The organism is Bacillus sp. GBSW19 (assembly GCF_002998655.1).
Classification (GTDB): Bacteria; Bacillota; Bacilli; order Bacillales; family Bacillaceae; genus Bacillus.
Genome location: NZ_PVRF01000004.1, coordinates 266,708 through 279,491, shown reverse-complemented (window position 1 = coordinate 279,491; position 12,784 = coordinate 266,708). Strand labels below are relative to the sequence as shown.

Genomic DNA, 12,784 nt, shown 5'->3' with positions numbered 1-12,784 from the left:
TAAGTTTAACCATTGTAAAAAGCCTGTAATTTCGATCACAGACTGGGTATTGCATCATAAAATTGTTTGCTTATTTATATATTTTCCTATTTATTGAAAAAGATGAGCGGGCACTTCTTTTAATGAAGCAGCCCTTTGTTCTGCCCTTGCAGATGCTCGTTTGCCTTTGATTGTTTATTTTGAAATAAATGCAGCTGTGCACCGTAGCTCTCAATCCATTCTTGGACAATCCGTTCTGTTGTTTCCTGTCCTTTATACTTGCGGCCAGCCTTTGCATAGGTCGTTTCAAAATCACTCCAAAGCAGCTCTACCCATGTACGTGCTTCTTCATATGTCAGCATATTGTTTTTTTCCATGAGTTGTTCTGTTAGTCGCTCAAAGTATTGTTCCATGTCGGTTCCTCCTTCATCTAGCAGAAAGTGCCTTTTTAAAAAAACCTCTTTTTTCATATACTACCCTTACGTCTTCAAAAGACGCAAATGATTTGTATTGTTTGGAGGGAATCGATATGCGTAATAAAGCAAAAGGCTTTCCAAATCAAGTGAATCACAAATTTGAAGGCGAACCAGGCGCCACAGATGCTTATGCGTCTAAAAGGCCGAATGGTGAGACGAATACACGTCCACAGGAACGTATGAGGGCATCAGGGAAACGCTAATTTTTCCAAAGGGAGTGCTTGAGATATGAGTTCAAATGGGAAATCGTATATGGAAGACTTTGTTCAATTAAGGACAACCGCTTACCCTCAACCATGGGCGAATGCAAAGCATTCTGCCTCTCAGGTCAACGGAGAAACGCAGCAAACGCAGCACGACATCGTACTTCAGAACAACGTCCGTAAACAGCGTTCGAAGTAAAGAAAAGGACTGATCTCTAGGATCAGTCCTTTGTCTTCTTTTCAGCGTGATAGAAAACCTTTGCAGCCCTAGGAAGGACGAGCACCGGCGTACAGACCTGACACCGAATGCGAGGGTTTGCCTACAGCTGGATCAGTCCTTTTTCGTAAGCATTGAAATCGGCAGGGCATCTTCCTTATTTGGAGCCGATACTCTGTATCCCCACGCAAATACGCCATTTAAATATTCCACGTAAAATTGCTCGTCTGTATCTTTGATTTGATAAGTCGTTTTGGTTTGAATGAGGGCGGGATCTAATAAGTAGGCTTTGGCCATATCGATTTTCCGTTCTAAGACGGCATATTCATTGACAATGCCAAGCTGCTCAGCCTTTCGTGCTTTTTCAGAAAGAGAGGCAATTTCCTGCTTCAATTCGTATTCCGTCATCTCACTATAACGTTTTTCCATCTGTCATTCCCCTTTGTCTAAAACGTGATCAATTGTATCGAGATCAAAGCCTTTTCTGAATAAAAACTGCTTCACTTTCATCTTCTTTTCAAATGATCCGTCATATCCTACCTTGCGTTTTGCCTTCTCCAGCATATAGAGGAGGGCTTCTTCTTCCTTTTCCTCTTCTTGTCCATCATAGGCTTCTTGAAGGGCTTTATCAATGATCGCAAACGAAAATCCCTTTCGCTGAAGCTGAAGCTTGATGCGCTGCTCGATCTCTTTTGCAGAACGATTCTTTTCTTTTCTCACAAGCTTGAGAACCTGATTGACGGCTTCCTCCAGCTGTAAGTCATCAGGATATTGCGATAGCGCTTGTTCAATGGTGTCATCGTCTATCCCTTTAAGCTTTAACTCTTTTTTCAGGACGGACGGCCCTTTGCTGTTCGTTTTACGGTGGGTGCTTACATAGGCTTCCGCAAATTCAAGATCATTTACATACTTGTAATGCTTTAATTTGTGTATAATTTCACTAATAGCAGGCGCTGGAATTTCTTTTTTCGTCAAATAATCGGTCACTTCTTTCACCGATCTCATTCGGTAGGATAAATAATCGACGGCCTGCTGAAATCCTTTTTTCACAGCATCACCGAATTGAATTTCAATGATATCTGCTTCGTCCAGCTCTTTCCCTTTTTTTAAGTCGTGCTGGACGAGCACATCTAGATCAACGCTAAAGGCGTACTTTTCATCAAGAAAGATGTTCACCCGCTCTGTATTGTTTTTCTGAGCGGAGATTTTTGTAATATAGGGCATCCTGTGATCACTCCTTTTTTAATACAGTCAGGATGTTTCTTCTGATTCAAAATCGTGAAAGGTATAGGTATGTATATGAGAGGAGAGATGTCAATTGAATATCGCCATCACCGGAGGAACCGGTTTTATCGGCCAGCACGTCACAAAAGTGCTCGCTGCTGAAGGACATCATCTATATATTTTAACAAGAAATCCAAAGGAATCCGAACAAAATCATTTACACTATGTGCAGTGGCTGACAGAAGGTGCTGCGCCTGAGCATGAACTGCCTGCCATTGATGTCTGGATTAACCTTGCTGGAAAATCCATTTTCACCCGCTGGACAGACAAGGCAAAAGAAGGCATCCTCTCTAGCCGTATTCAATCCACACAAGAAGTGAGACGCATTATAGAAGCGCAGGAATCGAAACCATCTGTGCTCATTCAAGCTAGTGCTGTCGGAATTTATGGCACGTCTCAAACAGGAGATTTTACGGAGGAATCACCTCCTGCGGATACTGATTTCTTAAGTCATACCTCAAAGCGTTGGGAAGCTGAGGGGCAAAAGATTGAAGCACTTGGCATTCGTACCGTCTACACACGCTTTGGTGTCGTGTTAGGAGAAAATGGTACACTGCCACTGATGACTCTGCCATATAAGCTGTTTGCCGGCGGGACGATCGGCTCTGGTTCGCAATGGGTTTCATGGGTTCATGTCGAAGATGTGGCACACCTTATTGCTTATGCGATACACCATGACGACATCTCAGGTCCACTCAATGTCACATCACCGAATCCTGTGCAAATGAAGCAGCTCGGACAAACGATTGCGTCTGCCCTTCACCGCCCCCACTGGCTGAAGGTCCCATCCTTTGTCATTCAAACGGCACTTGGCGAAATGTCATTACTTGTTTTAGAAGGCCAGCGTGCGCTGCCGAAAAAGGCATTGCTTTCTTCTTATGACTTTTTGCATCCTGAATTAAAAGAAACCATTTTGCATTCAGAGGAATAAATTTTGTCAAAAACACCCATCCTATTAGAAATGAGATGAGGGGGCAATTTTGATGAAGAAAAAAGAACACCAGCCAACTTCAAAGCTGAAGAAAACCCAGGAAGTCCTGTATCAGCAGGAATTCAAAAAAGCGGAAAGAGCAGCAGAAAAAAGAAACAAATAAGATGGATATTCCACTCCAACAAGCACATAACTAAAGTGATCTTGTAAAGGAGGGAAAGGCTTTGAAAAAAGACCAACACCAAAAATCCAATCATGAGCTTGCAGCACAAGAGACGGATGGCGAATATGTTGAATTTTCCAAAGAACTTGCAGATCCGAATGACGTAAAAGCAATGGCACGTATGAAAGCAGCCGACCAGCGCGCCAAAAAACAATAAGTAAAAAAGCAGACCCTTTAGTAGCGGTCTGCTTTTCTTTTATTGAATTTCAGTTAAAAGACTTGATGCTTTCTGACGTGATTTTACCTCAGGCACCTCTTCTGGATAACCAATGTGAAGGATCGCAGCAAAACGCTCGTTTTCCTTTAAGCCCATGTCTTGTTGAAAGCCTTTGTCATATAAAATGCGGCCGCTCTTCCAGACCATACCGATCCCTTGATCCCACGCAAGCAGCTGGAAGTTTTGAATAAGCGCACTCACGGCGGCAAAATCATCATTTCTCACCACAGGGTTCTCGTCTTCTTTTAGCACGACAAGTAAAAGCGCTGGGACCTTAGAAAAGTAATCTCTATATTGATTGATCTTTTCTTCCTTTGCATCTGGGTTGTTGCGCTGAAAGAACGCAATGAAGCGATCAACAAAAGTTGCTTTGGCCTCATCCGTCACCGCATATAGAAAGCGCCATGGCTCCGTGATTTTATGGTTCGGTGCATAGACTGCATCCTCTAATAACGGCTGAAGCTGCTCAATGGTCACCGGCGTCTCTTTGAATTTTCGAATGGATCGTCTATATCTGACAGCGTCTCGAATCGTTAACGCTTCTGTTTGTTGTTTGATTTCTGGCATATCTGTCATCCTTTCAATCAATCTTAATTGAAATTGATTCTCATTCACATTATAAACATCATTTAGGGTAATTTGCAAATGGTGTTTCCCTTCCTGTCTGCTAAAAAGTTGTTTGACTTTTTCAAGTAATGTTACAATCATATTACGTTTTAAACAAATTTTGATAAAAAAACCAGGATGATGAAATGGTTTCAGGTATTCCCATTTTGTCTGATTCGGTTATTTTGTCAAAAGGCTTTCAACCCATGATTGGAAGGGAGGCTTCTGGATGGAATGAAAATCAATATCGGGCAAATCATCAAGCTCTACCGTTATAAACAAAATATGACCCAATCTGAATTGGCAGAAGGAATTTGTTCTGTCTCTCATTTAAGTAAAATCGAAAATGGCTCAAAGGAGGCCAATCAAGATACCATCAATTTACTGCTTGAACGGCTGGGCATCAGTCAAGAAACGCTGTCACAAAAGGCGCGTCACCTGCTGTCACTCTTGGACGAGTTTCAAATGAATATGTATTTCTATGCACTCGATCAGGCAGAACAAAATGCAGAAATGATCATTCAGCACGAGGAACAGTTCTTTTCGCTGGATTTAGGCATTCAGTATCATCTGTCCTTATTTCAATTTTATTTATTAACGGACAAACAGCCGCTTGCCTTAAAAACACACCGCGTGCTTAAAAAGTTTGAAAAAACCTTTATTGAAACAGAAAAAGAAATTTTCGAATATTTAGATGGCATTCATCTAATAAAAAATGGTCAGCTTGAAGAAGGCTTAAAAAAACTTGAGAGCTGCTTTTCTTACGCGTCTGTTGAACAAAGTGACCTATATTATCACTATGCAAAAGCACTCGGAAATATGGGACATCTTGGTGATGCGCTTGAAGCGACACATCAAGCGATGGATTTATATAGACAAAAGAACAATTTCAAGCGGATTATTCACTGTACACTCATTCATGGCGTGATCTCACTGGAACTAAAAGCCTTTCAAACGGCGAAGAAATATTTAAAAGAAGTGATTATGCACACGTCCCTTTATCCTGATGCCTATATTAAAATGACGGCTTATTTTTATTACGGGGTGCTCTTAAAACGTGAAGGCGATTTCTCTTCAGCTGTGCCTTATTTACTAGATTCACTCAATTACTTTAATCAAGAACAGATAGAAGACCGTTACTGTGAAACATTGTATGAAATTGCGACATTATATGCTGAATACGACCGCAAAAAGGCACTTCCCTACATACACGAGCTCTTAAAACAACCTCGTATTCAGCCAAATTGTTTATATATGATCAAAATCTATAAATTGATGATTGAGGAAAACCCTCTTGATTTGAAAACCTATTTGATCGAAGCAGCCCTTCCTTACTTTAAACAAAATGAGCTGCACAGTGAGTACTTGTTTGCTCTTAGAACCTTGCTTTCCTATGCGGCTTCTGAGCTTGACGAACGTGCATATATGTCCTATACGAGAACGCTGCTTGATCACTTAGCATCATATGTTCCCTATTACAAAAAAGCATGACCTTCTGCCGATCGAAGGTCATGCTTTTCCAATTCATTAAATGGTCTTCTGTTGATCTGTACCAGGACGAGTGACTTGTTTGACAGAATGAATGTACCGTTTTCTCGCAAAATAATCATACGCATGCTGTCCAAAGCCTAACCAAATGCTGAGCACGATGAATGGGACCGTTCCCCATAATGCAGGGATATTGCAGGCAATTCGCAGCCACGTATAGATCCCCGAATTTTTTTGGTTTTTGGCTAAGGAAATAGACACGATTCGTTTTTCTGCCTTCTCTTCACTTATTTTGTTCAGCTTGAGCAGTTGCGAATGCCTAAAGGATTCAAAATGAATACGGTTCTTCCAATCGAGAGCTTTCAACAAGTCAATCGCTTTTGCACATGAAGGACTTTGCCCGTCATAAAACACAAGCAGCCTAAGTGATTTGATGGAACGCTGTTCTCTTTTTTTCGATTCAGCGAGCTTCTTTTTTTCTTGATCGAGATAAATGATTTTTTTCATAGATTGATCGCCAGCCCTTTTCCGTCATTTGTTTTTTAGTTCGTTCAAAGGAGATTACAACTAGATTACTATAGTTGCTGGGCCTCTTGTATTGGGAAAAAGCAAACCAACGTGCGTTATATGAGCCTTTAGATAAGGGCAAAATTGAGGTTTTCATGGCACATATGAGGTTTTTCAACTAAAAATGGTTGGGAAAATCGTGATGCTTTGCGGTTTTCTGCGGTTTTTTGTAGAATTCTGCGGTTTTTCTACATCTTTATGCGGTGTTTTGTAGGTGAGACGCAAAAACAAGATAAAAAAAGACTACTTCCCGTTGCGGCGAAGTAGTCTTTTGGTTTATATTTTTTCCAAAACTTCTACTATTTCTTTCTCAATATCTTTCCATAAGTAACGATCTGTCGTATAGTGATGTGCGGCTTCTTTCGCAAATACTTGAAAAGCTTCTTCAAAATCAGGTGCATCCTTGTCTGGTTTTTTCTCATCAACAAAGCGCTGTGCTTCTGTTGAGCGTGGCCCCCATTTTCCTACTTCATTCCCGTCCTGATCAATGATCACGATAATCGGAATCGATCTTGCGGTCCCGTTCGTTAAATACTGATCCATCAGGTCTAGATGCTCGTCCCGAATGAAATAGCGCGCATCAATGAGTGCTTCACTCGCGATACGCATGAAAATTGGTACATTGACCATCGCATCCCCGCACCAATCCGCTGTGATGACAAGCGCTCTGAGCTTTTTCTTTTGCAGCTTTTGAAGCAGCTCTTTTTCTTTTTGATGAATTGCGTACTGATTGTACACCGTGAGCAGATTTTCTCGGTTTTTCTCCATGTTGTGTACATATGTACGTTCAGTTAATCCCTTTGTAAACCATTCATTTAATGTCATATTTACATCCCCCTTACCCTTCAACTTTACCACTTTTGCTATTCTTTTGTCTAAAAAAACCTTCACCTAGTGAAAGGTAAAGGTTTTGGATCTATGGACGCCGGTTGCGATTTGGGTCCATCCCAATCAGCTTGGTGACAAGCACCATTGTGACAGGTAATGATGTATTCTTTTTATACGCTAAATATTTTCCGCGCCACTCGGGTTTATATTTCTGTTTAAACGACCTTAATCCGCTGAAGCTGTACATAAATCTGACGTTGTTGAAAATGACACTCGCCAAACGCTCCGTGAGGAAGGACTGATGAAACGTCCCTACATTTGATAAAGGCGCCATTCCCATGTTAAAGGATTTGTAGCCTTTTTCTTTCGCCCATTGAAAAAGGTGGATAAACAGCGCATCCATCATCCCGTTCGGTGCATCATGCATATGACGCATTAAGTCGATGGAAATCTCCCCTTCTTGATACATCGGCATTAGTGACACAAAAGAAATGATCTCCCCTTGTTCATCCTTCAGAATCGCAACCGGTGCTTTTTGAAGATAATCTTCTTGAAAATAGCCGAGCGAAAATCCTTTTTCTTTTTTCTTTCCGAGCCAGCTGTCAGAAATCTGTTTTAAGGTTGAAATGAACTCATCTGAAAAAGGCGGTTCCAGCATTTCAAACGTATAGCCTTCTCGTTCAAACTTATTGGCCACAGCCCGTAAATTTGATTTTTTCTTACCGGAGAGAGAGAACGTTTCTAAATCGACCATGGCTTCTTCTCCAAGCTTAAAGAAATGAAAGCCTAAGTCATGATAAAGCGCCATCCCTTCCCGTTCTACTTGATAAAAAGCGACACGATAGCCTGCTTTTTCGGTCTGCTGTAAAAACTCCTCAAGCACAAGTGGATAGGACGCTTTACGTCCAGAGGGATCTCCGAGCACAATGACGCAGCGGCCAATTCGTCCAAATTGAAGCATCGCCTCTCCATCACTTGAGAAAAATAATTTTTTATCGCCTAAAAAGCCAAGATGACTGAGGGCATTTCCGCCCTTTTCCTCTAAAAACGTTTTTAATTTTTCCTCATCTGCTATTTCTCCAATAGGAAATGCTTTTTTATTAAAAATCAATTTACTAATGAAAAAGAAAAGTGGTACACCGATGAGAGCAATCATGCTCGTCATCGTGATATGCCGTTCATTATGCACCAGGTAATCCTTACTCAAGAAATGCCCAATTTTTGTCCAAATAAAGTTGCCGATGACATTATAGTTAAACAGCACGAGTAAATATCCAGCGGCGGCCGCCACAAACTGATACAACGAATAAGGGGCCTGCTGCTTCACAAATTGATTTCGAAGAGAGAAAAATACAGCCATGATGACTGGCAGAATAAAGATGAGACTCAGGTTAAATCCTTTTAACAAAGTAAACACAAAGCCGCCTGCTAGGGCGATCATCGTCAGCACGTACGATCTTTTTGTTCGTTTATACACTTCAATGGACAATATCATCAGAATGATTCCGAACATTAGAGAAAGACCATTAAATCCTGATAACAGAAAGCGTGGAATGCTGGTAATCACGCCTAATCGATCGACAGGAAGCACAACAGACGCCATGATGAGCAAGCCGCTTCCGAAGGTTAAAATTGATAATGATCCGTACAATAAACGGATTAATAAAGCACGGTGCAACACAATTAAGACGTTCGTTGTTTCTATGGCAGGTGCCATTCTCGGATTGCCTTCAAGACGTCTAAGCGTCGTTCCCGTTAAATCGTAAGCAGCTAGACAAAGCCCAAGGATAAACGGGAAAATCGAGTACACGAAGCGGTACAAAACGAGCGCCGTCAGCACCATCTCTTTATCAAACCCAATGTACTGCATGCTGAGTAAAAAGATGAGATCAAACGAACCAAATCCGCCCGGAACCATACTGATTAAACCACCGATTGACGCAATCGCAAATACGCCTAATACAATCCGGACATCGACATTCATCCCCATAGAGACGACAGCCATGTACATGACAAGACCAGCTGCCAGCCATTCTAAAAACGATGCACCGATATAAGCGTAAATTGGATGCTTCAGTCCATTTTCACCGCTCTCAATCGAGCTTTTTCGAATTGATGCCATGATGATATATATCGGTACAATACAGGCAAAGATGATAACAAAGGCCCATAGCCACGGCTCTTGGCTGATAATACTTTCAACAGGAAGCACCCTCACCAAGATCAGATCACTGAAAATAGATAAGCCCAAAAGGACCGAGGAAGTCAAAAGGGCAATGCCTTTCAGCAGTTTTTTCGTATCGGTTATGTACTCCTTGTATAGAAGCGTTCTAAGCCCTGCTCCTGATAGACCGCCGAACCCAAGGACACTGTTAAAGGAGTTCGCAATCCAAGAAATGCGAATCGTTTTCCAGCCGCTGATGGGCATATTAAGGCTTCTTCGTAAAATAAAATCATATAAGGACATCGATAACACTGCGACAAGTCCAAGAAAGACAAGAATAAACAAGTCCATTCGATTCAAGCTGTCAATAATATAAAACGTCTTTTTAATGGAAAGGCCGCTCAGCTCCTGCTTGGCGACAAAAATTAAGACAAGGATGATCACGATCGGAAAAAGCATTTTTAAGATCGTCATACCCGTTTTTTTGTTCCACATGTTTTCCCCAACTTTCTAGGTTGCTTCATTTATTTAGACTGAACATTATTATACAACAAATACCACTTGATTCATGCAGTTTAACATTCAAAAGCTTGACGAACCTTTCAATTAGAAGTAAAAATCAGTAGTATAGAGAAAAGAGCCGCTTAAAGGAAGTGAACAAGCGTGGAATATAATATTCATGACACCACTGTATTAAAAGAAGAGATTCTATCTCCAGAGGAAAAAAAGACATGGGTGCTTTATATGAAAGTACTCACAGCTGCAGGTCTTGGAGATGTTTCAGAATGGATGAAGCTCGATATGAGTATGCCTCAAATGAAGGTACTCATGCTGCTCAATAACCATGGCTCTCTCAAGGTATCCGAAATCGCCGAAAAAATGGGCGCTTCTTTGTCCAATATGACAGGTCTGCTTGATCGGTTAGAACAGTCTAAATTTGTTGAACGAAAGCACTCTGAGCGCGACCGGAGAATCATTGTGGTAGAACTAACGGAGGAAGCGAAAAATATTTTCAGAAGCATTTATCAAAAAGGACACGAAAAAATCAAAAATTCCCTGCAACGGCTCAATGACGAGGAAAAAGAAAAAGTCAACGAAGGTCTGGCTATTTTAGAAAAAGCACTGCGTCCTGAACGCGGCTAAACATGAAAAGGAAAAAAGACGGTCACTTGAGGTCCGTCTTTTTTATTTCTTCTTCTACTTGTTTATCTGAGAGGATAAACGTTTTTTGAATAACTCCCCTGTCATCCCATAAAAGATAGGCTAAACCGATGATGAGAAAAAGGATGCTGATCCACGTACCGCCAGGCAGCACCTCTTCAAGAAGTTGGAATTCATTTACATCCTCAGCGAAACTCGTTCCAGAATAGTGAATCTCGAAAAGTACGTATTTCGCTAGATAAAACAATGCCGCCATGCAAATAAACATGGCGCCGACAATTCTTCTACCAGACATGTGATGACTCCTTTAATTCCAGTGATTTTTTTTCATTAATTCCGTGATATGGGCAAGGTGATGCTTTGAATGCCAGACGTACATTCCTGTTGCATCATATAAGGACACCATTTGTTGATCGGCTGGGTGATAATAGGACGCAGTGAAGTCTTCCTCTGACATCCCTCGAAGTAATGTAACCCACCTGCGATGCAGACTGCTGATTAAGGGCAGTGATAGGCTGATGGGCGCTTTGGTGTCTGGAAGCTCGGCGAATCCCGCCTGATCATATGGACGTATGTGCGGTGTTTCTTCTGTGAGTGCAAGCTTGAATCGTAAGTATGCATTCAGATGACTGTCTGCTACGTGATGAATGAGCTGACGGACGGTCCATCCTCCAGGCCGATAGGGTGTATCCAGCTGAGCATCTGTCAATTGATTGGTGACCGTTTCATATTCTTGTGGAATCGCAGCCAACTGATCAATCCATGCCTCAAGCTGTTCTTTCGTTTTTTCTTCAACCGGTTCATATAAGCCAATCGGATATTGTAATGACGTCATACGCTCTCCCCTCTCTTAAAATCCTTCTAGCACAAATTTGCCAATCATCTTTCCTTGTTCAAGGGTTTGATGTGCCTGCTTCAAATGAGCGGCATTGATCGGACGGAGAACCTTTGTTAATGTATGCGTCAATGTCCCCTGTTCAAATGACTCAGCTGCCTCTGTTAAAAGCTCATGCTGTTTGATCATGTCCGCTGTTTTGTACATAGGGCGTGTGAACATGAACTCCCATACAAATGCAGCACTTTTATTTTTGAGTAATTGAATGTCTAGGTTGTGCTGGTTCTCGACAATGGTACAGATCGTGCCTTGAGGTTTTATGGCTTCTGCCATGCCTTTGAAATGTCCATCTGTGTCATTTAAGCATAAAATAAAATCCACTTCGCCTATTCCTTTTTCCTGAAGCTGCGCGAGAAGCGGCTGATGATGATCAATGATATGATCGGCACCTAATGACAGACACCACTCTTTTGTTTCAGGTCTTGATGCGGTGGCGATCACAGTGGCATTCGCTAATTTGGCTAGTTGAATGGCGATAGAACCTACCCCGCCTGCACCACCGATGATGAGCAGTGTTGCCCCTTCTGCATTTCGCTTCATATGCATCCGGTCAAATAACGCTTCATATGCCGTAATCGTCGTAAGAGGCATCGCGGCTGCTTCTGCAAAGGAGAGATTGGCAGGCTTTTTCGCCACAATACGTTCATCCACAAGCTGATACTCACTATTTGAGCCTTGACGCGTGATATCTCCCGCATAGTACACGTGGTCACCAGGCTGAAATAATGTACACGCTTCACCGACTTCAACAACCGTGCCGCTTGCATCGTAGCCAAGAATTTTCAGTTTTTCTTCCTTCTGATCCTTCGGTGATCTCACCTTTGTATCAACTGGATTCACTGAGACTGCCTCTACCTTCACCAGTATATCCCTGCCCATTGCTTTAGGCTTTTCTACTTCCTGATCCATCAGGCTTTGCTCATGCTCAATCGGTAAGTACTCCAATAGTCCAACGGCTTTCACTCGCTCGCACTCCCTTTCTCCATGCTTCTTTTCCACATTTTATCATAATTTTCTGATGTTTTTGGATAGGTTGCACATTTAGGATCTCTTCAAAGCCTTTCGCTCCCTCGCTATATAAGAAGGACGTGCCTTTTGCAATGAAGGAACATAGGAGAACCAGCTTTTGGATTTAAAGAATAGCTGGACGTAATAAAACTGAATGTGCTGTAGGAAAAAAATCATCAATAGAAAAACAGCTAGTGAAAGAGTTTGGAGATCAGCCGCTCCCTGCATCCATTCAGTGATAAAGAAAACAACAAAACCGATCATGATCAGCTGTTCCAGCCTTTGCATGAGCTGAGTAAAGACATGTCCTCGTTTCGATAGATCACCAGACTGGTGCTTCCTGATCTTTCTCGATTTGTAAAACCAAATGATACATTCTACTAAGTTATGAGTCATAAAAAGAGCGATGAGGGCGATCAATAAAGGTGATGGGGTATAAAGGACTTGTGCAGCAAACGGAAATACCAAAAAATAACATGCAATACATGCGTGTCTGACTGATAAGAGAAATAGTTCTTTTTCTATGTATGATTTCAT

18 protein-coding genes are annotated in these 12,784 nt (G+C 41.7%); 7 read left to right on the top strand and 11 right to left on the bottom strand.

The window, feature by feature from the left end:
- Positions 1-119: 119 nt before the first annotated feature.
- The gene (locus tag C6344_RS17660; RefSeq protein ID WP_034665009.1) at positions 120-392 is read right to left on the bottom strand and encodes a YfhJ family protein; all 273 of its coding nucleotides are present in this window, start codon (positions 390-392) and stop codon (positions 120-122) included.
- A 116-nt stretch (positions 393-508) separates the two neighbouring features.
- Here C6344_RS17660 and C6344_RS17655 point away from each other — a divergent pair, with 116 nt between their 5' ends.
- Together C6344_RS17655 and C6344_RS17650 are read left to right on the top strand one after the other, a co-directional pair.
- Positions 509-658 (top strand): small, acid-soluble spore protein K, encoded by a 150-nt coding sequence (locus C6344_RS17655; RefSeq protein WP_003217849.1) that lies wholly within the window; start codon positions 509-511, stop codon positions 656-658.
- 25 nt (positions 659-683) lie between these two features.
- On the top strand, positions 684-857 hold the full coding sequence (locus C6344_RS17650; RefSeq protein ID WP_003217811.1) for a YpzG family protein: 174 nt from the start codon (positions 684-686) through the stop codon (positions 855-857).
- A 132-nt stretch (positions 858-989) separates the two neighbouring features.
- Here C6344_RS17650 and C6344_RS17645 read toward each other — a convergent pair whose 3' ends face one another.
- Entirely contained in the window at positions 990-1,304 is a 315-nt protein-coding gene (locus C6344_RS17645) for a YfhH family protein (RefSeq protein WP_060595807.1), read from the bottom strand.
- A 3-nt stretch (positions 1,305-1,307) separates the two neighbouring features.
- Positions 1,308-2,099, bottom strand: a complete 792-nt coding sequence (gene recX, locus C6344_RS17640) for a recombination regulator RecX (RefSeq protein ID WP_060595806.1) — start codon at positions 2,097-2,099, stop codon at positions 1,308-1,310.
- A gap of 94 nt (positions 2,100-2,193) precedes the next feature.
- On the opposite strand from recX, the gene C6344_RS17635 reads away from it, so the two are divergent.
- The 3 genes from C6344_RS17635 (at position 2,194) to C6344_RS17625 (ending at position 3,470) form a co-directional block, all read left to right on the top strand.
- Positions 2,194-3,090: a TIGR01777 family oxidoreductase gene (locus C6344_RS17635; RefSeq protein WP_060595805.1), complete on the top strand. Its 897-nt coding sequence runs from the start codon at positions 2,194-2,196 to the stop codon at positions 3,088-3,090.
- A gap of 52 nt (positions 3,091-3,142) precedes the next feature.
- Positions 3,143-3,253, top strand: a complete 111-nt coding sequence (locus tag C6344_RS17630; protein ID WP_017358836.1) for a YfhE family protein — start codon at positions 3,143-3,145, stop codon at positions 3,251-3,253.
- A gap of 61 nt (positions 3,254-3,314) precedes the next feature.
- Positions 3,315-3,470, top strand: a complete 156-nt coding sequence (locus C6344_RS17625) for a YfhD family protein (protein WP_034665021.1) — start codon at positions 3,315-3,317, stop codon at positions 3,468-3,470.
- A gap of 39 nt (positions 3,471-3,509) precedes the next feature.
- On the opposite strand, the gene C6344_RS17620 is transcribed toward C6344_RS17625, so the two are convergent.
- Positions 3,510-4,097 (bottom strand): nitroreductase family protein, encoded by a 588-nt coding sequence (locus C6344_RS17620; protein ID WP_060595825.1) that lies wholly within the window; start codon positions 4,095-4,097, stop codon positions 3,510-3,512.
- A 273-nt stretch (positions 4,098-4,370) separates the two neighbouring features.
- Here C6344_RS17620 and C6344_RS17615 point away from each other — a divergent pair, with 273 nt between their 5' ends.
- On the top strand, positions 4,371-5,627 hold the full coding sequence (locus C6344_RS17615) for a transcriptional regulator (RefSeq protein ID WP_066031145.1): 1,257 nt from the start codon (positions 4,371-4,373) through the stop codon (positions 5,625-5,627).
- A 36-nt stretch (positions 5,628-5,663) separates the two neighbouring features.
- Here the strand turns inward: C6344_RS17615 and C6344_RS17610 are convergent, their stop codons facing one another.
- From C6344_RS17610 to mprF, 3 genes are all read right to left on the bottom strand, one after another.
- Complete coding sequence (locus tag C6344_RS17610; protein ID WP_066031146.1) at positions 5,664-6,131, bottom strand: thiol-disulfide oxidoreductase DCC family protein; 468 nt, start codon at positions 6,129-6,131, stop codon at positions 5,664-5,666.
- 336 nt (positions 6,132-6,467) lie between these two features.
- Positions 6,468-7,016: a thioredoxin family protein gene (locus tag C6344_RS17605; protein WP_034665029.1), complete on the bottom strand. Its 549-nt coding sequence runs from the start codon at positions 7,014-7,016 to the stop codon at positions 6,468-6,470.
- Positions 7,017-7,107: 91 nt separating this feature from the next.
- Positions 7,108-9,678, bottom strand: a complete 2,571-nt coding sequence (gene mprF, locus C6344_RS17600) for a bifunctional lysylphosphatidylglycerol flippase/synthetase MprF (protein WP_034665032.1) — start codon at positions 9,676-9,678, stop codon at positions 7,108-7,110.
- Positions 9,679-9,846: 168 nt separating this feature from the next.
- Here mprF and C6344_RS17595 point away from each other — a divergent pair, with 168 nt between their 5' ends.
- A complete protein-coding gene (locus C6344_RS17595) occupies positions 9,847-10,326 on the top strand; it encodes a MarR family transcriptional regulator (protein ID WP_088001677.1) in 480 nt (159 codons plus the stop codon).
- A gap of 22 nt (positions 10,327-10,348) precedes the next feature.
- On the opposite strand, the gene C6344_RS17590 is transcribed toward C6344_RS17595, so the two are convergent.
- From C6344_RS17590 to C6344_RS17575, 4 genes are all read right to left on the bottom strand, one after another.
- Positions 10,349-10,639, bottom strand: a complete 291-nt coding sequence (locus C6344_RS17590) for a hypothetical protein (protein WP_060595804.1) — start codon at positions 10,637-10,639, stop codon at positions 10,349-10,351.
- Between the two features lie 12 nt (positions 10,640-10,651).
- Positions 10,652-11,179 carry a YfiT family bacillithiol transferase gene (locus C6344_RS17585; RefSeq protein ID WP_106073158.1) on the bottom strand — a complete coding sequence of 176 codons (528 nt, stop codon included), beginning with the start codon at positions 11,177-11,179 and terminating at the stop codon, positions 10,652-10,654.
- 15 nt (positions 11,180-11,194) lie between these two features.
- Positions 11,195-12,202, bottom strand: a complete 1,008-nt coding sequence (locus C6344_RS17580) for a zinc-binding alcohol dehydrogenase family protein (RefSeq protein WP_106073157.1) — start codon at positions 12,200-12,202, stop codon at positions 11,195-11,197.
- 78 nt (positions 12,203-12,280) lie between these two features.
- Positions 12,281-12,784: a hypothetical protein gene (locus C6344_RS17575; RefSeq protein ID WP_106037170.1), complete on the bottom strand. Its 504-nt coding sequence runs from the start codon at positions 12,782-12,784 to the stop codon at positions 12,281-12,283.